The 24,994-nt window shown below is 57.7% G+C and carries 24 protein-coding genes; 16 read left to right on the forward strand and 8 right to left on the reverse strand.

Features of this window, described 5'->3' with window-relative positions; all coding sequences use genetic code 11:
* The first annotated feature begins 84 nt into the window (after nt 1-84).
* From B5525_RS44435 to B5525_RS26600, 4 genes are all read left to right on the forward strand, one after another.
* The gene (locus B5525_RS44435) at nt 85-222 is read left to right on the forward strand and encodes a hypothetical protein (protein ID WP_154073449.1); all 138 of its coding nucleotides are present in this window, start codon (nt 85-87) and stop codon (nt 220-222) included.
* A gap of 123 nt (nt 223-345) precedes the next feature.
* On the forward strand, nt 346-501 hold the full coding sequence (locus tag B5525_RS44440) for a hypothetical protein (protein ID WP_154073450.1): 156 nt from the start codon (nt 346-348) through the stop codon (nt 499-501).
* A 478-nt stretch (nt 502-979) separates the two neighbouring features.
* Entirely contained in the window at nt 980-1,447 is a 468-nt protein-coding gene (locus tag B5525_RS26595; RefSeq protein WP_079568667.1) for a phasin family protein, read from the forward strand.
* Nucleotides 1,448-1,985: 538 nt separating this feature from the next.
* Nucleotides 1,986-2,486, forward strand: coding sequence for a peptidoglycan-binding domain-containing protein (locus B5525_RS26600; RefSeq protein ID WP_079568668.1), 501 nt, complete (start codon nt 1,986-1,988; stop codon nt 2,484-2,486).
* A gap of 185 nt (nt 2,487-2,671) precedes the next feature.
* Here B5525_RS26600 and B5525_RS26605 read toward each other — a convergent pair whose 3' ends face one another.
* Nucleotides 2,672-2,929, reverse strand: a complete 258-nt coding sequence (locus B5525_RS26605) for a hypothetical protein (RefSeq protein ID WP_079568669.1) — start codon at nt 2,927-2,929, stop codon at nt 2,672-2,674.
* A gap of 333 nt (nt 2,930-3,262) precedes the next feature.
* Between B5525_RS26605 and B5525_RS26610 the strand changes: the two genes are divergently transcribed.
* A complete protein-coding gene (locus B5525_RS26610) occupies nt 3,263-3,592 on the forward strand; it encodes a hypothetical protein (RefSeq protein ID WP_079568670.1) in 330 nt (109 codons plus the stop codon).
* Between the two features lie 75 nt (nt 3,593-3,667).
* On the opposite strand, the gene B5525_RS44445 is transcribed toward B5525_RS26610, so the two are convergent.
* On the reverse strand, nt 3,668-3,835 hold the full coding sequence (locus B5525_RS44445; RefSeq protein ID WP_154073451.1) for a hypothetical protein: 168 nt from the start codon (nt 3,833-3,835) through the stop codon (nt 3,668-3,670).
* A gap of 98 nt (nt 3,836-3,933) precedes the next feature.
* Here B5525_RS44445 and B5525_RS26615 point away from each other — a divergent pair, with 98 nt between their 5' ends.
* The 5 genes from B5525_RS26615 to B5525_RS44455 all read left to right on the forward strand — a co-directional run bounded on the left by B5525_RS26615 (nt 3,934) and on the right by B5525_RS44455 (nt 9,037).
* Nucleotides 3,934-4,239 (forward strand): GlsB/YeaQ/YmgE family stress response membrane protein, encoded by a 306-nt coding sequence (locus B5525_RS26615; protein WP_079568671.1) that lies wholly within the window; start codon nt 3,934-3,936, stop codon nt 4,237-4,239.
* Between the two features lie 248 nt (nt 4,240-4,487).
* Nucleotides 4,488-5,543, forward strand: a complete 1,056-nt coding sequence (locus B5525_RS26620) for a sensor histidine kinase (RefSeq protein ID WP_244567588.1) — start codon at nt 4,488-4,490, stop codon at nt 5,541-5,543.
* Nucleotides 5,544-5,580: 37 nt separating this feature from the next.
* The gene (locus B5525_RS26625; protein ID WP_079568672.1) at nt 5,581-5,919 is read left to right on the forward strand and encodes a hypothetical protein; all 339 of its coding nucleotides are present in this window, start codon (nt 5,581-5,583) and stop codon (nt 5,917-5,919) included.
* A 1,506-nt stretch (nt 5,920-7,425) separates the two neighbouring features.
* The gene (locus B5525_RS44450; RefSeq protein ID WP_154073109.1) at nt 7,426-7,599 is read left to right on the forward strand and encodes a hypothetical protein; all 174 of its coding nucleotides are present in this window, start codon (nt 7,426-7,428) and stop codon (nt 7,597-7,599) included.
* 1,213 nt (nt 7,600-8,812) lie between these two features.
* On the forward strand, nt 8,813-9,037 hold the full coding sequence (locus B5525_RS44455) for a hypothetical protein (protein WP_154073452.1): 225 nt from the start codon (nt 8,813-8,815) through the stop codon (nt 9,035-9,037).
* 481 nt (nt 9,038-9,518) lie between these two features.
* Here B5525_RS44455 and B5525_RS26645 read toward each other — a convergent pair whose 3' ends face one another.
* On the reverse strand, nt 9,519-9,791 hold the full coding sequence (locus tag B5525_RS26645) for a hypothetical protein (protein ID WP_244567589.1): 273 nt from the start codon (nt 9,789-9,791) through the stop codon (nt 9,519-9,521).
* A 784-nt stretch (nt 9,792-10,575) separates the two neighbouring features.
* On the opposite strand from B5525_RS26645, the gene B5525_RS26655 reads away from it, so the two are divergent.
* Both B5525_RS26655 and B5525_RS26660 read left to right on the forward strand, forming a co-directional pair.
* Nucleotides 10,576-13,305: a PAS domain S-box protein gene (locus tag B5525_RS26655; protein WP_079568678.1), complete on the forward strand. Its 2,730-nt coding sequence runs from the start codon at nt 10,576-10,578 to the stop codon at nt 13,303-13,305.
* A gap of 540 nt (nt 13,306-13,845) precedes the next feature.
* Nucleotides 13,846-14,691, forward strand: coding sequence for a CmcJ/NvfI family oxidoreductase (locus B5525_RS26660; protein WP_079568679.1), 846 nt, complete (start codon nt 13,846-13,848; stop codon nt 14,689-14,691).
* Nucleotides 14,692-15,235: 544 nt separating this feature from the next.
* Here B5525_RS26660 and B5525_RS45495 read toward each other — a convergent pair.
* Nucleotides 15,236-15,412: a hypothetical protein gene (locus B5525_RS45495; RefSeq protein ID WP_172899981.1), complete on the reverse strand. Its 177-nt coding sequence runs from the start codon at nt 15,410-15,412 to the stop codon at nt 15,236-15,238.
* Nucleotides 15,413-15,965: 553 nt separating this feature from the next.
* A complete protein-coding gene (locus B5525_RS26670) occupies nt 15,966-16,748 on the reverse strand; it encodes a hypothetical protein (RefSeq protein WP_079568681.1) in 783 nt (260 codons plus the stop codon).
* 283 nt (nt 16,749-17,031) lie between these two features.
* On the opposite strand from B5525_RS26670, the gene B5525_RS26675 reads away from it, so the two are divergent.
* Nucleotides 17,032-17,553: a hypothetical protein gene (locus B5525_RS26675; protein ID WP_079568682.1), complete on the forward strand. Its 522-nt coding sequence runs from the start codon at nt 17,032-17,034 to the stop codon at nt 17,551-17,553.
* A gap of 800 nt (nt 17,554-18,353) precedes the next feature.
* On the opposite strand, the gene B5525_RS26685 is transcribed toward B5525_RS26675, so the two are convergent.
* Both B5525_RS26685 and B5525_RS26695 read right to left on the reverse strand, forming a co-directional pair.
* On the reverse strand, nt 18,354-18,584 hold the full coding sequence (locus tag B5525_RS26685) for a hypothetical protein (protein ID WP_079568684.1): 231 nt from the start codon (nt 18,582-18,584) through the stop codon (nt 18,354-18,356).
* A gap of 415 nt (nt 18,585-18,999) precedes the next feature.
* Nucleotides 19,000-19,263 (reverse strand): hypothetical protein, encoded by a 264-nt coding sequence (locus tag B5525_RS26695; RefSeq protein ID WP_079573820.1) that lies wholly within the window; start codon nt 19,261-19,263, stop codon nt 19,000-19,002.
* A 244-nt stretch (nt 19,264-19,507) separates the two neighbouring features.
* On the opposite strand from B5525_RS26695, the gene B5525_RS26700 reads away from it, so the two are divergent.
* Nucleotides 19,508-21,298: an adenylate/guanylate cyclase domain-containing protein gene (locus tag B5525_RS26700; RefSeq protein WP_079568686.1), complete on the forward strand. Its 1,791-nt coding sequence runs from the start codon at nt 19,508-19,510 to the stop codon at nt 21,296-21,298.
* A gap of 339 nt (nt 21,299-21,637) precedes the next feature.
* On the opposite strand, the gene B5525_RS26705 is transcribed toward B5525_RS26700, so the two are convergent.
* Nucleotides 21,638-21,868 carry a DUF1127 domain-containing protein gene (locus B5525_RS26705; protein WP_244567590.1) on the reverse strand — a complete coding sequence of 77 codons (231 nt, stop codon included), beginning with the start codon at nt 21,866-21,868 and terminating at the stop codon, nt 21,638-21,640.
* Nucleotides 21,869-22,057: 189 nt separating this feature from the next.
* Here B5525_RS26705 and B5525_RS26710 point away from each other — a divergent pair, with 189 nt between their 5' ends.
* Together B5525_RS26710 and B5525_RS26715 are read left to right on the forward strand one after the other, a co-directional pair.
* Nucleotides 22,058-23,635 carry a winged helix-turn-helix domain-containing tetratricopeptide repeat protein gene (locus B5525_RS26710; RefSeq protein WP_079568687.1) on the forward strand — a complete coding sequence of 526 codons (1,578 nt, stop codon included), beginning with the start codon at nt 22,058-22,060 and terminating at the stop codon, nt 23,633-23,635.
* A gap of 99 nt (nt 23,636-23,734) precedes the next feature.
* Complete coding sequence (locus B5525_RS26715; protein WP_079568688.1) at nt 23,735-24,742, forward strand: ABC transporter substrate-binding protein; 1,008 nt, start codon at nt 23,735-23,737, stop codon at nt 24,740-24,742.
* The last annotated feature ends 252 nt before the right edge of the window (nt 24,743-24,994 follow it).

Consider the following 24,994-nt stretch of genomic DNA (forward strand, 5'->3'; position numbering starts at 1 on the left):
CGCGTTCTGATCAATATTGCTCACATCGTAGATTTTTATGGAGGTGGCTCACACCGCAGGCGGAACGCTTGCGGGTATTAAACATTGGCTCAATTGGAGGTGGCCGATTTCATGCTGAAAATCGCGACGCCTCTATCGGAGTACACCATGAACATCTTCTACATCATCGGCGTCATCGTCGTCGTTCTCTTTGTCGCAAGCCTTTTAGGGCTGCACGCTTGAACAAATCGGCACACGCTTTGCGTTTTACTGGGTGCAACTGAGTTTTCGCAGTCCGAATTGTCGCACTAAAAAAATGTGAACCATTGCGACTGCTCTCTCGTCTAACCGAGAGGGAGTGTCGCCGTGGATGAAAAGAGCGAACGAGAAGAGCTGCAGCGGCGGCTGGGACAGGCCAAGCGGATGGCTGCCGTCCCTAGCGACCCCGTTACCATGGATACCATGGAGCGCCTGCAAACGCTGGTGCAGCAGTTGGAAGAGCAGCTTCGGAAATCGAAGTAGGCACGCGCAAACCTTGGAACCAACCTAAAACGGTCGTGACGCCCTTGGCCGAATTGCACGGCGCATTGATCTTTATCGATCCGGGACAGCATCATCCGGCCTTGACACTTAGGGCAGCGTGGCCGTTGGATGGGAAGCGGGGATGGGTAGGAATGACTATGGGCTTCAGGCACGATGCTTCCCCTGCGTTGGGCGGGGGCGCGACACCCTCAGTCACCGGTAGGTGCCGATATGGGACGGTGATGGAACCAGCATGCTCTTCCGGTTCGCGGAGTCGGTGGTCAATATTGCTCACATCGGAAAAGTTCACTGAAGACGAAATCGCACACTCACCTCACAACGCATTCATCGCCGGACTTCCTGATCGATCAGCCTATGCGATGAATTTGATCTGAGTATGGAACGTTAAACTACACAGCATGTTGTCGCTGCACGGGAATGACCGTTGTGGTCGCCCAATCATCCCTCGGAGTGTCAGATGATCAAACGTAAACCGGCAACGGCGTCAAAGCACGCCCACAGCACGAAAATAGCCGCCCAACGGGCCAATCAGGCTGTAATTAGAAGCCCGAAAGACAGCCCCCTGCGCTCGGTTCCGGCAGGCTTTACTGAATCGCCCCCTGAGCGTCATAACGAACAAGAGGCTCCCCTTGTTGAGAAACCGGCGACAACCTTACAAGATGACTGCAAACAGACGATGACGGATAACGATTCAAAGAAAGGGTTTGTTTTTTCTTCAGCCACGGCAAACGTGCGGGCTTATCAAGCAAAGCTGCTGGAAATGGCACAAGCCAACATGCAATTGGCTTTTGAATTCGCCCAGAGGCTTGCGACGATTAGGTCGCCCGTTGAAATTATCAGCGTCATTGCAGAATTCACAAGCAAGCGGATCGCCATGTTACAGAAGTATTCGATAGAAATGGCTGAACTAAGTACCAAGCAGTGAAAAGCCTTAAGACCAGGGCTGCCTACTTGCCGATACAGACCCTTGATGATTTTCATTCCGCTCTCGGCGTCCGCTTGAGTCATGTGCGTTGCGTGACCGACGATCCTCGGTTTTAGTCTTCGGCTTTCTGTGGGCAACGGTGCATGTTTTATTTTGGTGTCTAGAACGACGAAATATTCGGTCGAGGACCTTGTTTCCGCAGCTGCGGCAACGCAAGCACCGAGGCGGAAATTGATGACACGATATTCTTCAAAAAGCGGAGCGGCGCGCTCCTAATAGGCACCCACGCGTTCTTTACCAACGCCGAACCTGCACTGGCGATCCGCCATTTGGTGCCTGCGATCTATGCGGCGTAACAATCGACGCGCGCTATGGAACAAGTGATCCGGATAGCAGTTGCCCAGCGACGAAGCCGGAGTTGACCTTTGATTTAGACGCCGCCGCCGGAGGTGCGAGTTTCACGACGGTGTATTTGAACCGACATAGGTTCTCAAAGCGAAATCATTGAGAGACTGCAAGATCAGGGAGGAATAAGCCATTGCGTGTCTTCATCCTCGCATTGTCGGTCTTGGGAATTCTCGTCAGTGCAAATTTTGCCAAAGCCGGTCCAAGCACGGCCAACCGCGACCTGTTGGCATCCGTCGATCCGGCGGCCTTTGCCCAAGAGGCAACTCAGGAAACCGAAGATCAGATAGGCCTCGACAAGGGAAAGCGTCGCGACGTGCAGCGCTGGCTAACCGGTCTCGGCTTCGATACCAAGGTCAGCGGTCGGTTCGACGAGTCGACCCGCGCCATCATCATTCGCTGGCAGGCCGTACGCGGCTATCCCAAAACTGGCTTCCTCAACACTGCGCAGTATCAGGCGGTACAGACCGAGTCAGTCTCAGCGGCGCACGCCAGCTTCAGCAGCAGCGACAAATCCGATGACGACCGTCCGGCCCGTCGTCGCGGCGGGGGTAGTGCTCACCATCACCGCAGCGGCGGCGGTCCTGGTGGACTGATTGGCGGCGTGGTTGGCGGACTGTTCGGGCGCAGGTGACCGACAAATTGTACGAAGCGTGAGTTCTCAAACTTCTTCGGTCTACGCGATCAGGAGTTCCTCGGGGCGCCGATGCGGGCTGCGACTTGATCGTATGACATAGATGCCCCCAATCGCCGACTGGGGCGGGCCAGTAGTTTTTTCGAAACCAATAGACCCGCCCCTGTACTCGCGCCCTCACTCCATTACTTGGTGCAAGTCTTGTCGGCCGTCAAAGCTGTTTCCGCTGATGCATGCGTCGGATGAGCGGCACCGATAACCTTCATGTTGCCACCAGCGGCAGGCTGGGCATTGACAACTTGACATTTCATCGTCGCGGTATCCTGAGCCACGTAGAACGAGGAAGCACCTGATGGCGGCGCTTGACCGACAGTTTTGTCCTGCGCGAACGAAGGTGCAGTGAATGCGAGAATAGCAGCTGTCGCTAAAAGAAAGTTCTTCATGGTGTCTACCAGTTGACGTGCGTCCGGTATTGGACAGGAGGCAAAGAGAGCCAGCCGATAAAGGTTCCAGCGATAATGGATTTGTTTTTTGTCGCCTCACCGAAGACTGCAGTCCTTTTGCTGAGTGGATTACTGCTACGATCCAATCCAACCGCAAGCTCGAATACGGCCTATTCGGGAATTGCGCGCCGCGTGATCAGGGGTGAGGTCTCAATCTGCGCTTTCTTGAATAGACGCGCATCACGCGATTAATCGCATTTGCGGGTCGGCTCGTGGAACCATTTGCTCATGAGCCTATTGGCTTCCTGACGCAATCCCTTTTGGAGAGACACCATGAAAAATCTCGCAATCTACCTAGCAGCCGGCGCAAGTGCGCTCTTCATGACTGCTGCTTCGGCTGCACCGCTTTCCGCTGATGTGTCAGTCGCACCGGAGAGCAACATTCAATACGTTCGCATGGTCTGCAATGAAAATGGCCGTTGCTGGCGCGAACGTAGTGAACGCCGTGTCATCATCCGTGAGCCCGATGATTCGTACGCATACGCCCCTCGTGAGCGTTATATCGAGCGCCGTGGCTATGAAGGTCGTGGCTATGAAGAACGTGGCGGTATCGGCTTCCGCGCTCCCGGCGTGAGCGTGGGCATCGGCACCGACCGCTATTGAAGAGGTCACGCGCAAAGGCCGTGGAGGATTCTGCGGCTTCTTGTGGTTACGCGCGGCTAAACAACCAGAAACCCTTCATGACCAGCGCAGCTGTTCGGGAATGATATCCAAATCGACCGCGTTTGTAGCGCCGCTATCTACGAGGAAATAGGGGATCGGCTGCGTATCGCCCTGACAAGCGAGCGCAGCCGATTGCCACAACGTATGATGATGTTGGTCGAAGAGCTTCGTGGCCGATTGCATCAGCCGTACTTCGCGCCAAAACCGAAATCGCAGTAAACTTATCGAATTTATGCAGACGGCAGCAGATCCTGCGTTTGTCAAAACGCCGAGGTGACGAAATGAATATGTCGAGTGAAGGCCTGTTGGTGATATTGTTTATTGGTCTCATCGCAGGCTGGTTGGCAGGTCAAATCGTACGTGGAACCGGCTTTGGGATCGTTGGTGACCTCCTTGTGGGGATTGTGGGCGCCTTTATAGGAAGTTGGTTATTGCCTCAGCTAGGCATCCATCTCGGTACGGGAGTGATCAGTGCAATCGTCAACGCTACCATCGGTGCGATATTGCTCCTCCTCGTGGTGCGACTCTTTCGAGGTGGTGGCGGGTGGGGAAGCAGGTGGAGCGGCGGCTGGGGTCGGCACTGGTGACGTAAACCCCCGGCTGGCCGGAATCGATCGGGGACGTGGAAAACTGGGGTCAACTTTGGCTGACCAATTGGGTCCGCGGTACCCATCGAGCTAATCGCTCCATGTCGTCTATTTGGCACTTTTCGCATCTATTGTGTGTCGCTCACCGTGCATACTGGGTATACAATCAGAACTATCTCCCGGCAGCGGTTGGGCACGCCCGAGACTGAGAGTTCGGTAGATTCCCGCCCCTACGAGGGGGGCCACCCATGTTCAGAAACATGTTCAGAAAGCAGTTCCCCAAGGTCCAGGATGCCTGGACACTTGCGCACGCTATCGTCGACACGGTTCGAGAACCTCTCATTGTGCTTGATCAGGAACTTCGTGTCGTTGCCGCGAGCCGATCTTTCTATCTGACGTTCAAAGTCAATGCCGCCGACACGCAGGGCAAACTTCTGTATGACCTCGGAGACGGTCAATGGGATATTCCGAAGCTTCGTTTGTTGCTTGGAAAAATCCTTCCCGAGCAGGGAGCCATGGAAGACTATGAAGTCGAGCACGATTTTCCGCGCATCGGCCAGCGCACGATGCTCCTGAATGCCCGTAAAATTTTCTCTGAGAAGGGCTCACACACCACAATCCTGCTTGGCATTGAAGACGTTACCCAAAAACGCGCACTGGAAAAAGAAAAAGATGATTTGATACGTCAGAAGGAGATGTTGCTGGAAGAGCTGGAACATCGTGTAGTCAACAGCTTGCAAATCATTGCCAGCATAATCATGCTGAAGGCAAGAGCAGTAGAGTCAGAAGAAACGCGCCGTCACCTAGAAGACGCTCACAACCGGGTCATCTCCGTTGCCACCGTTCAAAAGCACCTCCACGGCTCTGCTGCCAACTCGATTATCGAAATGGAGCCGTATCTTGCGACGCTCTGCAAGGCGCTGGCGCAATCGATGATTGGTGACAATCGGCCGATTTCGATCAAATTCAACGGTAAAGGGGGAAGTTGCAAAAGGCGAGATGCTGAGAGCATCGGTCTAATAGTCACCGAGCTCGTCATCAATTCTCTCAAGCACGCATTCAACGCATCAACAAAGGACGGCGAGATCAAGGTTTCCTACGACGTATCGGGCACCGATTGGCAGCTTGCGGTCTCTGACAACGGCTCCGGCAAACCTGACGGCGTGTTCGCTCAACCGAAAACCGGACTCGGTACCGGCGTTGTTAAAGCGTTGTCAAAGCAGCTTGATGCTCAAGTGCTGACCGTGAGCGGAGCGTTGGGGACAAAAGTTTCGATTACTCACGCCACTTTTGCAGCTGCGTAATTTAGCTTTTCATTCTCCGCCCACTTCCGAGCCCTGCATGCTCCCCGTTCAGCCTCGCTACCGTCCGACCGTCGGCCAACTGGCCAAAGCCCACACGTTCCGCTTTCTGACAATGATCGCGGCGTGGGCGCTGATCTTCGCCGCCTTCATCTACCATCCAGAGTGGATCCGCGGGTCGCTGCGCTTCTTGACGCACTCGATCGAAACCGTCGGCGATCAAGTGCCAGAACCTTGGGGCGCGCGGCTCGAGATCATGCTCCGAGAGCTGGGCGGAATTATCTGGCTTCAAATTGCGGTTGCAATCGTGGTGCTTCGGCTGATCATCTGGGTGCCGTTCCACCTTTGGCGATTGAGCCGAGATCGCAAGCATTACTGATTGCTGATCGGCGCGGCTCGGCGCGGGCCACGACCTCGCGGACGCATAGTTGAACAGCGTCAGCTCTTTCGATTTAGCGCCCAGAGTGAACATGCCGCAACAAGCGCAATTACTGCGCCTGCAATGGCGGTAACGGCAGCGATCTCTTGCATTATCAGCCCGGAAGGTGCCGCACATATCTGCACGATCCTTGTGTAGCTCGCGGGCCGGCAGATTCCATTAAATTCGGTTTTAGGACCACGGCTCTTCCATCCGCGGAGTCCAAGACACCGAGTCCCAAGCCGATTTGATGAAAAGCGATCGGCCGGCCGGCGCCTATTCGGAATCGACAATTGCAGACGTTCGATGTGGCATGTCGGTCGATATTGAATGTTGGATGCTGAATGCCGGCCTTAGTTCGCTTCACTACCTCGCAGACGCATCGCACGGCTACGCGGCTAAGGGTAGGCGATCTTCGCGGTGGGGAATGAAGGTCGGGTGGGATCCGGACAACGGCCACGCTCAACACGGCGCGGTTTGGGAGGCGACACTTTGCAAGAAAATGCAAAAGTCAGCCATCACGCCGCGAAAGGCAGCTGACGAAAATAAAGACGAGCGGCGGGCCCGGCCAGAAGTTGGATCGGCTCTAAACGGTCGCGGGCCAAGGGCGCGCAACGTTATCTTTCCCGCACCAGCTTGCGGCGGCCCCAATGGTGCTCTTTCCGATCGGGATGAAATAGGCGCTCGACGTCGCGATTGAGGGCTCGCATGACAGCTATCCGCGCGAACATGGTAGGTCCGCCGGACGTCGCGACCAGGATCAGCGCCTCCCGGCCTCAAATCCTAGCCGCATTGCCCGGGCGCGCCCAGCCCGTTTAGCTCTCATGCTTGTCGCGCATCCGCCATGTGGGCGGGGCATAGACATGATTTTCGGTGCCGCCGATATCGATCGTTTCGCCACAGAAGCACCGCGACCGGCCATCCGCCGATTGCGTCGGCATCCTGCAGCCCTTGTCCCACATGGCATATTTCCAAGAGGTCCAGGCGACCGAGCGGCGGTATTCGTCGAAATCGGTCTGCGAGCACTTCGGAAGATATTCGTTCCAGGCGGCTTCGAATTCAGTTCGTGCTGTTCGAAGGTTTGGGCCGTGCCGGCGACGTGGCGGCCATGGTGCGATGGCGGATAATGGCCGTAGTCCCAACGCCACTGGTCGACATCGACCGGGACGCCGGCGCGGATCGCGATCGTGCCCACGTGCACGTCGCCGTAATGGACGTGCCGGCAGTCTTGGCGTTCTCGATATCGGCGGCGGGTGAGAGCGAGCATGCGTGCAGCGCTACCAAGCATTATTCAGTTTGGGGGCGCTGTGCGTTTCGGCCAGCTGGCAAGGGCGCCCGGCGCCGATCGGCCTTTCAAGATCTGGTGGGGGTCAGTTTGATTGTGGCAGACTGACACATTGGAAAACGGGCGAGTCGGGGCGCATATTTGGATTAATTGGCGGCAGGGCGTCTTGAAGGAGGGGACCAATGTCTAAGTCGGACGATCTTAGAAAAGAAGCAAAGGAAGCCGGAAAGCGCGGCGACAAAACTAAATCGCTAAAAGAAGGCGCGCGCGAGCGTAAGCGCGAGAAGGCCCTAAACGATATGGCGGACAATGAGGATTGGCTAGACGGGAAACCGAAGCCGAAAGCTTCCAAGTGACACACCCCAAAGCGTTCTAGGGAACCCCCAACCAGTTCGCCAACTCTTGAGCCTGGGTAGCAGTGTAGAGCACCCTGATAACGAAGAGCGCGGGCTCAGGTCCGCGCCTCAGTTGTTTGGTGGCCTGTCGTGCTTTGCAAAGAACAACCCGCGCAGGTCAGTCGCATTACGCAAAATGCCGGCTTTCTTCAAAGCCTCCGATCTCTCTTGCCCTGGCGGCATCAAACGAGCCTTTTCGAGAGCCTCGATAGCTCTAGCGTCCCAACTTATGGCGTCGTTGGAGGGCTGATCTTTTTTCACGGGAGGCGCCCTATTCCGGAGAACAAAGCGGGTGTCTCATCCGCAAGGCGACGGCACTTGATGATCTGACCTTGAACCCCGATAAGGTGGTCTAAAACGTTCATTGGTGGGCTCCATCGTCAGGCGGGAGCGCAACATTTACGCTGGCGCCGACCGTCGGATCATTGGTGTTTGTGCCGCGCGCCGCTGGCGACCACTTCGAGGCGGACTTTTTGTTCCAACAGTCTTGGGAGTGCTCGACGCAATTGGTAGATTGAAGCGAGAGGCCCATCGCTGCTCGAAGCGCCTTTGAGGGTGAATTGGAATAATACTCATTGGGCTGAAGCTCCCGCTCCGGATCGCCCCAACACCAAATGAACTCAAGGGCTAAAAGGTCCCCCGCATCACGCCGATGTGCGGATCCCAACCTTTCGGTGGCCGCGCACTTGAGTCAGTTTTACGGAGTTCCGGTCCGGGACCGAACCCACAAACAAGCCAAACGCTCATATTGTCCCGGGCGATGTCGATGACCGACGAGTGGAACGAAACACTGCGGTGCCCCAAGTGCGGCAACACGGGGATGGCTAGTCTGTCCCAGGGCGACGACGCCGACATTCCAGCGGTTCAAAGCGTTCCGGATGGCTTCAAGGTCGTCGCCACCTTATACGGTCCCGATTTCCATTGCACGACGTGTAACATCCCGGTGGTGCCATAGGTCGCCTCAGTTGGCGGCCGTACCCGGCAGCAGCTTGATCGGTCCCGTCATCGGTGCCGAGCAGTCGCGCGACAGGCCGTCGGTCAGCGCCGCGGCGATATCCTCCAGCGGCGGATTGTGCTGACTGGCCAGAATCGTCGAGCCCGTGGTCGCGAGGTAACCCGACCCTGATTCCGTTCAAATTGGTCTCATGCCCGACCGCCGCCACCGGCCTACACGATGCTCGGGCACTGGATCCCCCGCGATATCACAGCGGGTTTGGATTTCGGTAGCGATCTCCTCCGAAACGTCATCCGACCAATGTTCAAGCGTGTTGAAAGCGATTACGCGAACCGGGTCGTTAAATTGCCCAGTCAAGAAGTCATTGATGATGGCTTCGACGTCCGCGCGCTCGACCTCGGTTTCGCGGTAGACACGGCCAGTGCGAAAGCGATCAACCACTAGGTAAACGGTTTGATCCGCGCCATAGGGCACCATTCTTGGAGACCAGCCAGAACTCGGCATAACGCGCACTCCGCAACAAAAACCGAACAGGGTTCCAATTCCGCGCCGAGCATATCGTTCCGGTCAAAAAAGTAAGGCCCCGAATCGCTCCGGGGCCTCGTGACTGCTGCTGACGTACATCTGGCCAGGCGCGGCTGGCGGTGCCTTGCCACTTAGTTGTCGACAAAAATTGATGCCGGACCTCGACGATGGGCGGCGCAGGCCGATCATATCGTTTCAGCCGCGTTCGGACTTTCTCGCGGGGCCTCCCACAATCAGCCGATAGTTCGGGATCCAAGCCGTATTCCAGCTCTCCAAAGTCGCCTCGCAGACAGCGCATTCAAAGCTGCTCATCTGCCGATTAGGTGCCATCACCTGTGTTCGGCGATAGATCGCCCCACAACTGCATGACCGATGGCCCGTCTCTGACATGCTGGTTCGGCTAATATCGACGCGCAAGCATTCGCTTCAATTCGGACGCGGCGTAGTCCTCCCGCTCCCTTTTGAAGCGCTGCTGATGCGCCTTGAAGCGGGCAACACGACGCGCGATCTCCTCGCGCTCCGATCCCGTCCAATTCATCGATGGCAGGCGGTTGGGTTCGACGACGGTACGTGGCACCAACGGTTCAACGCGAACGCTCTTCGCAAACGCCATCGTCTCTTCGACGAGCGCATCGAGATTGGCTTTCCAATCGAGCATGGCAATTTCCCCCAAAACCCGACTCTACCGGCACAAGTCGAATGTTGCCATGCGGCAAGTTAGAGGTGTGGATAACTTTGGAGACCCGACGGCGGCGACAGCCGAGCGCATGCAGCGCGGCTCGTTGGGCGTTCGGCGTGCCCACCCTACCTCCTCCGACTGGCACATCAACGCGGGGGGCGGCGGCTCGCGCCAAGGCTTGGCGACAGCGCCATTGGTGGCTGGTCGCTAGGAACTTTCAGGGCGGCTCATAGGTCTTGGGCCAATGGCCAACAGGCCGAACAAAGCTCGGTTGCCCTGATATCTGGCCTCAGCGCGACTCTTTGCCTGGCCCTGCATTACGCACACGCCGTCCCTCTGGTACACTTGCCACTCCCAATCGGCGGGGCGGTGCTCAATGATGACAACCTCGAACATTCAAAAAGCATATCGCCACCCCCAAAACATGCCATTGAGATGGATCAAACACGTTTACCCAAGGCTGCGAGGCCCCCGGGGTCCGAAGTTGGGGACATGGCGGACATGGCCGGTCGGGTCGGCGACTTCGCCTTTTGAACCGATTCGGACATCCGGGGGGCAACAACTTTGCTTGGGAAGTTTGCAGATCATGTGTTTCCGGGAAGGCTGTTCTCTAAATTTTACAAAACCGACGGAACCATTCGCTCCGGCGCGAATATGCATTTACCCGGATAGTGTTCGGAGGGACTCCTTTAGCCGTGGTCCCCGGGAAGAAGAGGCTTCGATAGCCGCGGTTCTCGCGCGATCGATCAGCTAAGCTGGGAGCTACCGGGGAGACGCCGTGTTCAATAGAAATGACGAGACGGGCGCGCGGATTGGCGCGCTGCAAAGCGCGATTTTCAACAGTGCCAACTTTTCCAGCATCGCCACCGACGCGAAGGGCGTTATTCAGATCTTCAACGTCGGTGCGGAGCGGATGCTTGGCTATACGGCCGCCGAGGTGATGAACAAGATCACACCGGCCGACATTTCCGATCCGCAGGAGCTGATCGCGCGCGCCAAAGCGCTGAGCGTCGAACTTGGAACCTCGATCACGCCGGGCTTCGAGGCCCTGGTGTTCAAGGCCTCGCGCGGGATCGAGGACATCTACGAGCTGACCTATATCCGCAAGGATGGCAGCCGGTTTCCGGCGGTTGTGTCCGTTACGGCCTTGCGCGACGCGCAGGACGTCATCATCGGCTATCTGCTGATCGGCACCGAGCTCAAGGCGGGAGCCCTGCAGAGCGCAATCTTCAACAGCGCTAACTTTTCGAGCATTGCCACCGACGCGAAGGGGGTCATTCAGATCTTCAACGTCGGCGCCGAGCGGATGCTTGGCTTTACAGCCGCCGAGGTGATGAACAAGATCACGCCAGCCGACATTTCCGATCCGCAGGAGCTGATCGCGCGCGCCAAAGCGCTGAGCGTCGAGCTCGCAACCCCGATCACGCCGGGCTTCGAAGCCCTGGTGTTCAAGGCCTCGCGCGGGATCGAGGACATCTACGAGCTGACCTATATCCGCAAGGATGGCAGCCGATTCCCGGCGGTAGTGTCGGTCACGGCGCTGCGCGACGCGCAGGACGTTATCATTGGCTATCTGCTCATTGGTACCGACAACACTGCGCGCAAGCTGGTCGAAGAAGAGCAGAAAAAGTCCGATCAACGCTTGCGCGACCAACAATTCTACACCCGCTCGCTGATCGAATCCAACATCGATGCGATCATGACCACCGATCCCTCCGGCATCATCACCGACGTCAACAAGCAGATGGAGGCACTTACCGGCTGTACGCGCGACGAGTTGATTGGTGCCCCGTTCAAGGGTTACTTCACTGATCCGGAGCGAGCCGAGGCGGCGATCAAGCGCGTGCTGAGCGAAAAGTCTGTCACCGATTACGAGCTGACGGCGCGCGCCCGCGACGGCAAGCAGACGGTGGTGTCCTACAATGCGACCACCTTTTACGACCGGAACCGGACACTGCAGGGCGTCTTCGCAGCGGCGCGCGACGTCACGGAGCGCAAGCGAGTGGAGGCGGAATTGCAGCAGGCAAAGGCCGCTGCCGAGAGCGCGAGCCGGACCAAATCGGATTTTCTGGCGAGCATGAGTCATGAAATCCGAACGCCGATGAATGCCATCATGGGCATTTCGGACCTTCTCGCGAAGACCTCTCTCACCCCGGAGCAAGACAAGTATGTGCAGATCTTTCGCCGCGCCGGCGACAACCTGCTGAATCTCATCAACGACATCCTCGATCTCTCCAAGGTCGAAGCATCGCAGCTGGAGTTGGAGCGGACCGGGTTTTCCTTGAATGATCTTCTGGAGAAAGTGACGGAGATGGTGGCGGCCCGGGCCCATGAAAAAGGATTGGCCATGGTGTATGAGATCGCGCCGAATGTGCCCAACGACCTGGTCGGCGACCCGACACGGCTGCGTCAGGTGTTGCTCAATTTGCTTGGCAACGCGATCAAGTTCACGCAATCGGGCGAAGTGACCCTGCGAGTTGCACCAGATGCGAATCCCTCCGTCCCGACCGCATTGCGGTTCACAGTATCGGACACCGGCATCGGTATTCCCCGCGAGAAATTGGGCCAGGTGTTTGAACGCTTCACACAAGCCGACTCATCCACCACGCGCAGGTTCGGCGGCTCGGGGCTGGGGCTCACGATTTCGAAGCGCCTGGTGGAATTGATGGGTGGGCGCATCTGGGTCGAAAGTGAAGTCGGGAAAGGCAGCGTGTTTGCTTTCGCCGTACCATTCGAGATCTCGGCTACGGTCAATCGGCCGGCGGCCCTTACGGTCGGCACGGATCCTGAGGTGCCGCTGCCGGCGCTACGAATTCTTCTGGCGGAGGACTCGCCGGACAACTGCATCATCACGATGGCCTATCTCGAGGACACGCCGTACCGGGTTGAAATCGCCGAGACTGGGGCCATCGCCTGCAAAATGTTTGAACTCGGTCATTACGACCTTGTCCTGATGGATCGACAGATGCCCGTCATGGATGGCTTGACCGCGACGCAGACGATTCGAGCGTGGGAGCAGGCGAACGATCGGCCGCCCACACCGATCGTTGCACTAACGGCCTCCGCCTTGAAGGGCGATCGAGAAATGTGTCTGGTGGCCGGGTGCACGGCTTTTTTGACGAAACCAATCAAACAAGAGGTGTTGCTGCAAGCGATCAGGGAGCATTCCATCGTCGCTCCTTCGTCATCAAAAGAAGAAAGCAGCCGGATGGACCTGATCCGTTTGCGGGTCAAATCCAAATCCGCAAACCGCATCCCCGCGTATCTGCAGAACTGCAGGCGGAATGTCATCGTGATGTCGGACGCCTTGGATCGAGTTGACTTTGAGACCGTGACGAGTCTGGGGCACCAGATGATGGGCTCCGGGGGCATGTTTGGATTCCAGGCCATCACTGACATCGGTGGCGCCATTGAGCTGGCAGCGGGGAGCGCCGACACCGATGCATCGCGCAAGTGGTTGGGCGCATTGTCCATCTATCTGGATGGTGTTGAGACCATTTCCAACTAGCCTGCACTCAATCCCAAAAACCAATCCGGCCGATGCAAAAGATTGAGACATAAATGCCGATATTGGATCAAAGGAGTATTTCGGTTTAAACGATGCCGCTCGTGCCGCTTCGTCTGACGCGGGTCACTCACGTTGTCCAGAGTGCGACTGGATTGAGGTTTGGTTACTTCCGTTGTTGGCACCGAACGGATATGCCGATCCTGTTGAGCGATGTCCGTTGTTAGGGCCAAAGCGGAAAACATATGCTCAGCGCGAGAATTTCGCCTTTTGACGCGCAAAGCGGCCATTGAGATGTGATGTCGTCGACCGATCGCTCTCGGAACCGACTAGGAGGGCCGCCGGCCCGTGAGTTCGCGAGCCCCTTCGTTCACGACTTCGTTAGTCGAGAATAGGACGTTCGACCCGGACGCCGCCCTCAGAAAGTTCTTCCAAATTTTCTGCCGGTGAGAAGGGCCGCGTTGCTATTTCGTGCGCTGACTTGTCTGGAGAGCCGCTCGGGCCAAGATTCTAGTTCTAAGACTTTGGAATTCGGAGATCACCATGGGCCTGCAGCAGTCAAACATCGAAGCGCTTCCGTTCGTGACAGCCGAGCTAAACTATCTGGCTCCAACATTGGGCAGACCGCGAACCTATGCATTCGATCCCCCGGCGGGCGAACCTAAGACTACGGCCTTGCCGGATCCACGCCAGGTCCCCATTTTCGATGCGCGTTTGATTGCCGAAAATATTTCACTGGACCGTGAAGGTTTCGCGCTGGTTCGTCACCCGACCAGGGTGAGGGACTTCTACGACGATAAAGAGGTTAGGGACGTCTACTATCCCGCCGCAGAAGCATTCCTCAAGGCGACGCTCAAGGCCGACCGCGTTTTTATTTTTGACCACACCGTGCGGAAGAGGGTCGAAGGTGCGGCGGATGTACGTGGCGGCGGTCCACGGCAACCCGCGACGCGTGTCCATGTCGATCAGACCGATGTCTCTGGTGCAAACCGAGTGCGCGAGCATTTGCCTGAAGAAGCCGACGAACTCCTGAAGGGACGCGTGCAGGTCATCAACCTTTGGCGGCCGATCCGTGGACCGTTACGCGATGCGCCGCTGGCCATGTGCGACGGGCAGACCGTAGCACCGGGTGATCTCGTCGCTTCCGACCTGATCTATCCCAGCCGAAAGGGGGAAACCTATTCGGTGAAGTACAACCCCAACCATCGCTGGTTCTATGTTCCGGAAATGACAGCGGACGAAGCGCTGCTGCTGAAGTGTTACGATTCGGCAACCGACGGACGGACGCGATTTGGGCCGCATACAGCGTTCGTCGATCCGACAACGCCGGCCGACGCGGCGCTGCGTGAGAGCATCGAACTGCGGACGCTGGTGTTTCACAAATCTTGATATTTGCTACGGGTCGGGACGTTCGGCCATGATCATATGGCCGGCGTCAGGCAAACCTCCTCGACGAAATCCTGATCCAAGCGGCGCGTCGACCGGTTGAGACCAACACCAATCTCGGACATTTCTCGCTAGTTGAAACCCGTGTTTGGACGCATACAGCGTGCACCTGAAGCGCCCGTGAACTGGTCCGGAGTTCAGGCTGGCGGCGTGCTGAATGACGCGACCGCTTTATCAAGTTCAAATGAAAAACCGGGCAATCGCTCCGGGAGGGGCCAAGTTGGTCCATGCCTAACTGATGAGGCCCATAGGCCGCTCCCGGAACGCCGTTCGTGTGTTAGCCGCTACGCTAGTGCCCGAACATTGCAGTAGCGGTCACTGCGGCGAGCCTTTGCAGGTGGAGCCATGGTATCTCCTCTGCTAGAGGCCAACGCAATTGTTGGCCTGAATTCAAGGTGTGTCGCGCTTTCCAATCTGTCAAGGCTGGCTGGCGAGGTAGGCGGGCGGACTCCGTGAAGCGGTCGCAAGAAGTTGGGACTGGTTTTGATTACGTTGTGCTCAACGATATCCCATGCTTGGCTGCCATGACGCTCGTTGCGCCCGGGGTTCTCTTTAATGATTTTGCTATTTTGGCGACGCCAGCTTTGGCTTTTGCCATCGTCTTCAACGTACGCAAATCTTCTTTCGACCACGCGCGACGAACTACTTTTTTCTTCTTGGCCATCTTAGCTCCTGTTGTGGGAGCGGCCCTATAGCACACCGATTCAATTTAGCAACATGTACACCGCGCGGCGAGCCCGCGTTGGCCGCGTAACGGTTTCACTGGCAAGGCGGATGTACGCTTGCCAATGAAGACGGCCCGGCGTTACCTACATGACGTAGGGCCACGTTACTGCATCACGAACGGCGCGGGCTTCGTGGATTTGTTTGGCTGTTACACCTATTTCACCCGGGTCAGCGTTTTCCGTTTTGGAATAAGCTTGATTATCAGCCTGTCTTCTTATCTCCCCACGCTCCTGTGCCGCGTCGTATGCCGACGCCGGGCCGGTGGTCAAAGCCGCTGCTAATCATGTTGTCCGCGTTTGCTTGTCCCTTTGTAAGTTTCATTATACCCGTACGGATAGGGAAAGTTGCACGGAGCCGGGCTATACATAGGGCCGCGATCAAACCCGTAGCAGCCGACTATCGGACCAGTAATCGAACCAAACGCCACGAACGGTGGTGGCAAATAGGTAGCTGACGGCGGCGGTCCGATCCGCCCGGCCAAGGGAGTTCCTTCAGGGCTGTTCCGGTTCGACCGAAAAATCGACAGTAGCAACGAGCGTGTCCGCTGGTGTCGACGGAAGTTTTGCATTCGTCGCAACAGCTTTCACCCTGAATTTCGCCGGCTTGGCACCGTCGGGGATATTCCACGTTATCGAAACGTCGAAAGAGAAGGGGTCCGACTTCGATCCGGGCGTGTCGGGCAATGTTGCTACAAAGAACATTGCCGCTTCGTTCCAGACATCCAACGGCGGAAATGTTTCAGAAGTCCGAGTAATGAACGGCATGGGTACAGTGGTCGAAGGTTGCAGATTATATATCGTATTGCCGAGATTGAGCCTTCTGGAAGCGAACTGCGGTTTTAGGGGCTTAAGCCGGTCCGACGCGGCCAATACGGCCGCTTCGTCGTGCGGACGCGCCGACCACTTAACATTCACATCTTGGGCGTTAATCGAACTGCGGTTAACGATTGGAAAGACGGGCAACTTCCAATTGCCCGGCGGAAGGGCTTCATTTTCGCCGCGGAACGTCATCAGGGTAAATCCGTCCGCTTTAAATTCGATGACCGAGCGCTGGACGGGATTTTGCATTTCTAGTTGGGGCTGAAGGATATTCGCGCTGACATATTGCTGAAGCTGCAACGTAAAAGTGAGCAACAGAAAAACGTTCCCCACAAATCCAAGCCAGATTGCCGGAAGCTTATCGCCGCCGTACCATGCACCGGTCGCGATGGTACCCAAGACAACGCTCGCGATCAGCGGAAGCCAATATATCGCGAACTCAATGGACTTGTTCATCACGGCTTAATTCCCCGTCCACTTCGACCGGATGACCCGCGGCGCGGCCGGCGCCGCGACCGTCGGACGTTCGGCAACAACGGCTTGCCGTTCCGCCTCACGATCAAGGTCTAGCCCATACGACCTTAAGCCGTGCAGCGCGGCAAGGGCATAATCCCTGCAATCCAAAGCTTCATTTCGGGTATGCGCCGCCGGAACGTAGCTTCAATAGGAGCCGCTGACCATCCCGGCCGCGACGCACCGGCGCATGGCATTTGGAGCCCACCGGGACTAGCCTCCGGTCATGGAATTGTTCGTGTGGCTTAAGGGCTGGCTTGTGCCCGCGCTGCATTGGTTGGAAGCGCATCCGGGCTCGGCGAATTGGTTTGAAGCGATCGGCAGCATCGCCGCGATCGTCTTCGTCGGCCTGTTCGCCCTCTCACAGGCACGTCGGGCAAGATCGCACGATGACCTTGATCGGATCAGACGGGCGCAAGGATTAGCGCTGATCCTCGTTCCTGTGCTGCGAGAGTTTAAACCGAAGATCGAAGCAGCGATCATCCAAGAAAGCAAACTCGAACCGCCGGATGAGGTCTTGCACCTGCTGGATCAGCTTTACGTTTTAGGCGTAGCCGGTGGCTTCGTCCTGCAGATGGTCGCCATCCTTCAGGCCCACCAGCGGGCCCTAGCACCGCCGAATGACGAAAATAGCGACGCGCGATCCTCTTACAATTCAATGGCGAGGCAGCGGTTGGGCGATGCGCTTCGATACTGCAGCGATGCAATCGACGCATTGTTGAAGCTGACGCGGGCCCGAACGGTCTGATGTCTCCATGCACCGGTTCCGGAATTAACCCGGAGGGCTGGCATCAATGTTAACACGCGAGTTTCGTTGCGGGCAAAAACGAAAGCGCTAGTCTTGTGTCACCGGGCAATTTCCCTCGTCCGGGTCTCCCAGTGCAAGGCCGACGGGCGATCATATTCCGCTCGCGGCCTTGTTCTCTGACTGAGCCGAAAGATGTCAGCCGATCGCGCCAAAACCCAAAAGCTGCTTGGTCTAAGTCCTCAGCCCGAGTGGGCCGAAACATGGCATCTTTGGAAGGTGTTGATCCCGCGGCGCTCGATTACAGGCCGGATGGTCTATGGCCAGGTATGGCGCCGACATGATGGTCGCCGCTGGATTTACAAGAAATTCGTTGAGTATGCGGACGATCGGGTTGGATCAACATCGCGTGCGAGCGGCGATCGATAGGCGGAACGGTGGCGTAGGCATTCGCTTGGAAGGTGAACGTCTCGCACGATCCGGAAATGCAAGATGGTCTGGCACGAAGGTGACTTCGCCGGCGTCCAATTCGGCAATTGACGCTTCCTACTTCAGGAGCCAGATGATTGCGAGAGCCATCGGTAAGCCCAGGACGAAAGCCCCGGCAATCGCCATCGTGAATTCGGTGAGCAAATTCGGTTCGGCGCGCAACCTACTTACGGACATTTTTCACTCCACAGAAGCAAAAACCGTCGACAGGACGACGCGGTGACGGCCTTTAGCGCATACCCCCAGCAGTGCAGGTTGCCCGGACATGGTTAACGAATGGTTAACGGACTGATTTGAGAGTGCTCCTCATGAAGCTAATTCAGTAGCCAGCCTTCTGCGTTGGCGGCCGCTCGAAAAGTTCGCCAAGCCCGAGTTTCGCAATCCTCCGATGCGGCGGCAAAGCTAATCGCCTGCTTTGCCGCCTGCCAATGCGGCTTATTCAAATAGGAGAGCCGCATATGCATCATGAAGGAATAAGCATCATCGGCACTCTTGATCTGCTTGGCGCTGGATACTGGCTTCAATTTTACCGCGGTGAACGGCATGTTTCGGCCTGACGGTCTGAGGCTATCCGACAACATCGTAGAACATCTTGACGGGACTGGGGCCTCAATCTGTCACCGTTTTGCACAGGCTGGAACATTGTCGGAACCCAAGCTCATTGCGATCATGAGCTGAGATACGATCTGATTTCCGGGAGTTTTGCCGATGATCGAAGAGAGGTTTGATAGTCGAACAATCGCAAATATGAACGTTGCGCTCGAACGAGTTTGTCGGAGACGGGCGGACGGCGCGGATCACAAAGTCCGCAAATTGATTGCCCAGCGGATCATCCAGTGCGCTAAACGGGGTGCAAAAACTTTAGGCGCACTTACAAAGGCGGGTGAACGCTTTTGTAGTTGGAAGAAATAACTTGTAGGTCAGCCTATCCGGTCCTTGTTGCGAGGCCGGGTATGAAATTCAAGGCTGCCCAGCATCTGCGCGGCAAGTCCCGCTTTTCGCTTCTGCGAGGACGTCGTGTCGCTTTCCCTCGGCAACGAGTTGCTGACGTAGTCTGCGCCAATAGAAGCCATCTCTTTGAATGGCAGACTTGATCTCGTCGCTTACAGTTACAGTTGCTTTCTTCTTCCGCCACCGCCCTGCGCTCTCGATGACAGGGATCGGTTGCCCTCTCGCGATCACCAATAGGCGATCACGCTTCTCGTTGAGATAAACGTTGAACATGCAGCCTCCCTCAGCCCGCACCAAACATATCGCTTTCTCGCGGAAAGGGAGTTACTAAAATGCAACAACTAGCGCTGGATGTGAGAATGAAACGCGAAGCGCGTACTTTCGCTGGGCTAGTTGACTACCGGGATGCTTAATTCGCAACGGACGGGCGGTGCACGGATGTTGGCGAAGCATTGTTGGTGCCGCAGCCTGCAGGGGCTATAGTACTACTACCGCGCCGAAGAGGTTTGCGTGCGCCATGGTGCAAGAGCGGCCAAGTCGGGTCGAACGCAGATTGTCGGCTATATTGGCCGGCGACGTGGCTGGCTACTCGCGGCTCATGCACAATGACGAAGAGGCTACGCATGCCAAACTGAGCGCACTCCTACTGGAGGCGGTCAACCCAGCAATCGCCGAACACGGCGGCCGCATCGTGAAGAACACGGGGGACGGGTTCTTGGCCGAGTTTCCGAGTGCGGTCGAGGCCGTTCGGGCTGCCATGCAGTTTCAGGCCCGCGTCAACGAGATTACAATCGGCGATGCGGAAGACCGGCGCATTGCTTTCCGTGTGGGCATCAATATCGGTGACGTAATTGTTGAACCGCATGACATCTTTGGGGATGGGGTGAATATTGCGGCACGGCTTGAGAGCATCGCAGAACCCGGCGGTATCTGCATCTCGTCTTCTGCCCACGATCATGTTCAAGGCAAGGTCGGGGTTGAGTTTGCCGATATGGGCGAGCAGAAGCTAAAAAACATCCCCCGTCCGGTCCGGGCCTATGCCGTGGTCGGGGAAAAACCGGGCGAAGCTACCCACGCTGAACGCGGAAGGTCGGGTGCGCCTTCAGCACCTCGTCTTTCTATTGTTGTGCTGCCTTTCGCCAATCTCAGCGGTGATCCGGAGCAAGACTACTTCGTCGATGGAGTGACCGAGAGCCTGACCACGGACTTGTCCCGGATCAGCAGCTCGTTCGTCATCGGCCGACACACCGCATTCACGTACAAAGCCAAGGCGGTCGATCTCAAGCAGATCGGCCACGAGTTGAACGTTTGCTACATTCTCGAAGGGTCGGTGCAGCGGAGCGGCAATCGACTTCGCATAAACGTTCAGCTCGTAGACGCAGAAACCGGCACGCATTTATGGGCCGAACGTTTTGACAAGCTTTTCGCCGATTTGTTCGATGTACAGGACGAGATTGTATCAAGGCTTGCCAACACGCTAGATGCTCAGCTCACTGATGAGGAGGCGAGGCGATCCGAACGATCACTTCATCCCAGTTCAATGGACTTGTATTTCCAAGGTAGAGCTTCGTGGAACAAGGGGTGGACGCCCGAAACCATGGCACAAGCGCGCGGCTTTTTTGAACGAGCGCTAGCGCTCGATCCCGGAAATATCGAGGCGATGGTCGGCACGGCGGTTGTCGATACGGTCGTTGGAACGAACTTCTTCACCGACGACCGGGCCGCGTATCTCGCCGCGGCCGAAGCAACGGTGGTGAAGGCGCTATCGCACGCGCCGTATCATGCCTTCGCCCACTTGGTCTTGGGGGCCGTGCAAATTGCTACGAACCGCGCGGTCGATGGTATTGCTGAGTGCGAGAGAGCCTTAGCGCTGGACCGTAATTTAGCTGAGGCGCACGCGCAAATCGGCTTCGCTAAGTATGTTATGGGCCGCGGCGCCGAGACTGAGGCGCATATCAACGAAGCATTTCGCCTTTCGCCTCGCGATGTCTCCGCTTACCGCTGGATGTCGATGGTCGGCTTCGCCAAGATGCAGCTTTCGGAGGATGCTGAAGCGGTCGGCTGGTTCCACCGCAGCATCGAAGCGAACCGAAATCATCCATTCGCGCATTTCTGGCTCGCCGCTGCGTTAGCGCTGCTTGGCTCGCTGGATCGGGCGAGCGCCGCTGCAAAGGCAGGGCTTGCTATTCTTCCAAGCTTTACCATCCGCCGCTTCCGCGACGGCGCACAGAGTGACAATCCAACCTTCCTCGCCAAACGCGAGCGCGCCTATCAGGGCATGCGTATGGCCGGGATACCGGAGGGGTGAGCGGTCCTTTGACCGTGGCAGGCGGCTTTTGCTAGGAGCGGCCCGCAACGTCAATGCCCTCATTCTCTGTTCGTCGCGCGGGAGGGCGTTCTACCTTTGCACCTTGCTAAAGGCCATTTAGGTGCGGCCCGTTTGGCCTAGCCCGCCTAGCCGCCTGGCCGCGGAGCCGCTTGGCGTGCGATCTGTCCCAGATTGATGTCTGTTATTGGGGTGAACCCGGACGTGACGCGAACATGCCAGTTTGTCTCAGTTTGACCCTTATCGGAAGTCGGCCCCGAGGAATGGTGCGGCTGGGCATGTCCGATTCCGGTCATCCACGCGGTGCCAGATATCAGACAGTCATCGAACCGGCGGACCGGACTCCTCGCGGTCGAAGGACCGATTCGAGACGACATATTCGATCTCACCGCGCGTCACGCCGATATCCGTGAGCTCCCAGTCGTTCAGGCGGTACAACTCGGCGCGTTCCCCCTGTCGTTTGCGCCGTTCTTTGCGCCGTTCCTGAAACGCATCCCAATATCTCTTGAAGAAGCTGGAGACACGCCGCGTCGATGCGGCCGTCTGTTCCAACCCTGTCGCACTATATGTCGTGCTCATCGCGGCATCTCCTGAATGGTGTTTCCACCGACACGAGGGTGCCAAGACAGCGGCGCGCGCGCTTGACATTCGGCTTACATTTTCCTTACCGGCGGCTTATTCTTGGTGCTGCAGCCGTTGCTGGAGCCCCGATGATCGGAGGCCGCCTGAGGGATTGGCAGCTTGCGCTATCTCTTCGAGGAGTATGCATTCGACACCGACCGGCGCGAGCTGCATCGCGGGGCGGACGTCGTCTCCGTCGCGCCACAGGTATTCGACCTGCTCGACTACCTGATCCGCAACAGGGAGCGCGTCGTCAGCAAAGACAACCTCATCAACGCCATTTGGAACGGGCGCAGCGTGTCCGATGCAGCGCTGACCACACGCCTCAATGTCGCCCGGAGTGCAATCGGCGATTCCGGCGAGGAGCAGCGCCTCATCAAGACCTTGCCGCGCAAGGGCGTTCGTTTCGTTGGACAAGTGCGGGAAGCGCAGGGACCTGCAGGCCCGGCAACGGCTGACAACGCGATAGAACCGCCGAGGCCGGCCCTCACGCTGCCCGATAAACCCTCGATCGCCATTCTCCCCTTCACCAACCTGAGCTCCGATCCGGAGCAGGAATATTTCGCGGACGGAATGGTCGAGGACATCATCACGGCGCTGTCCAGGTTCAAGGCGCTGTTCGTCATCGCCCGCAATTCGAGCTTCACCTACAAGGGGCGCGCCGTCGACGTGAAGCAGGTCGGGCGAGAGCTAGGGGTGCGTTACGTGCTGGAAGGGAGCGTTCGCAAGGCGGCAAACCGGGTGCGCATCACGGGACAGCTCGTCGATACCGCCACTGGGGCACATCTTTGGGCAGACCGGTTTGATGGTGGGCTCGGCGACATCTTCGATCTGCAGGACCAGGTCACTGAGAGCGTTGTCGGGGCGATCGGGCCGGTGGTGGAGAAGGCCGAGATCGAGCGTGCCAAGCGCAAGCCGACCGAGAGTCTCGACGCCTATGCCCTCAATTTACGCGGTTTGGCCGCGTTCTATCAGCTTGGCAACCGGCAAGCGAACGACGAGGCATTGCGCCTGTTTAACAGCGCAATCGCACTCGACCCAGATTTTGCGTCCGCCTACGGCCGTGCTGCCTTTTGCCACGCCTATGCGAAGACCAATGGCTGGATTTCAGTCACCCCGAACGAGATTGCCGAAGTGGCGAGGCTCGCTCAGCGGGCGGTGGAGTTGGGCAAGGATGACGCGATCGTGCTCACCGCCAGCGCATGGGCGCTAGCTTATGTTGTTCACGATCTCGAGGCAGGTGCCGCCTTAATCGATCGCGCGCTTGTGCTCAATTCCAATTTGGCCGAGGCATGGTTTCGCGGCGGCTGGATGAAAATCTGGCTTGGCGAGCCGGAACCGGCGATCGAGCGCTTCGCGCGTGCCATGCGCCTGAGCCCACTTGATCCGTGGGTGACAGGTATGCGAAACGGGACCGCGAATTCATATTTCTTCCTGGGCCGCTATGACGAGGCGGCATCGTGGGCGGCAATGGCATTGCAGGACAATCCGGACCATCAACCTGGATTACGCATCGCCGCCGCAAGCAACGCAATGGCCGGACGGCCGGAGCAAGCACACAAGGCAGTGGCTCGGATGCGGCAACTCAATCCCGCGCTACGTGTTTCCACTCTTAAGGACGTGGTGGGCCCTTTTAGGCGCGCCGAAGACCTCTCGCGATTGGAAGAAGGATTGCGGCAAGCCGGGCTGCCCGAATGACGACGTCATCGAATTACCACGACTTCCGCTAATGGCACTTAGCCGACATCGTGTCAGCACGCGGCGCAGGAAAGGAGACCAATCATGTAGCGCAAGACGGTGTGGCTCATCGCGACCCTGACCCTCAGCATCTTCGTCGCGTCGGTCGCCGCCAGAGAGAGCTGGGCGCAGAAACCTGGAAAGGTATATCGAGTGGGCGTGGTGGTTGTCCTCCCGCCCAATCTTCTCCCGCCTAATGCTCCGCGGCCGTCGTTTCCAGGCGGTCCGTTGGGCCGCGCGCTTCTGGATCGGCTGGCCAACCACGGCTACATTGAGGGAAAGAACCTCGTCATCGAAGCGCGGTTCGGAGGATACGAGCGATTGGCGGAACTTGCAGCGGAGTTAGAGCGCCTCCACGTCGACGTCATCTTCACTGGCGGCACGAAGGCGAGCCGGATCGTCAGCGACGCGGTGAAGGAGACGCCGCTGGTGATCCACTCTTGCGACCCGTTCGAGCATGTCGCTCGGCTCGCGCGACCAGAGGGCAACCTTACCGGAGTGACCTGCATGACCACGGAGCTGAGCCCGAAAAGGCTCGAGTTGCTCAAAGAGGTGGTCCCGAACGCGGTCCGGGTGGACTACCTGTCCGACCCGGACGACGCCCCGCCCGGGCTCAAACTGACGCAGGACGCTGCTCCGCGCCTGGGGATCAAGCTCCACGTCACCGACGTGCAGGCCGCGGACCGCCTGCAGACCTGGGGCGAGTCGGATCTTAGGATCGCCTTGAGCGCGGTCGCGAAGGAGCACCCCGACGCGTTGTTCGTCTACCCCGACCCGATCCTCATAGCGGAGCGGAAGCAGATCGCGGAGTTCGCGGTGACGAATCGCTTGCCCACGATGTTCGCGTTCCGTGAGTTCGTCGACGCCGGCGGCCTCATGTCATACGGGTCCAGCCTCCGCGAGATGGGAGCCTCGGCCGCCGAGCTGGTCGCGAAGATTCTGGACGGCACCAGACCGAGTGAGCTGCCGGTGGAGCAAGCGACACGGTTCGAGCTGGTGATTAACCTCAAGACCGCAAGCTCGGCCTCACCATTCCACCCTCGCTGCTCGCCCGCGCCGACGAGGTGATTGAATAAAGCTGGTAATGCTGCGGTGCATGAGTCTTGTTGGCACTTTTCCGAAGTGCCTCCATGTCCGCAGTTCGGTCGCTATCGGGGGGAAAGCGGACATGGCGCTGACAGCCCAATTCGGTCGAGATTGACCCGTACCGGTTCTCGTGAAGAACGGTCGTCGCCAGGTCGCAAAATATTGGGCCGCAAAACTTACATATACCCGGTTTGCGGTAGGGAGTGGACAGTCTTGCGCTAAGGTTTTGCCGGT

The sequence above is a fragment of the Bradyrhizobium erythrophlei genome (assembly GCF_900129505.1).
Classification (GTDB): domain Bacteria; phylum Pseudomonadota; class Alphaproteobacteria; order Rhizobiales; family Xanthobacteraceae; genus Bradyrhizobium; species Bradyrhizobium erythrophlei_D.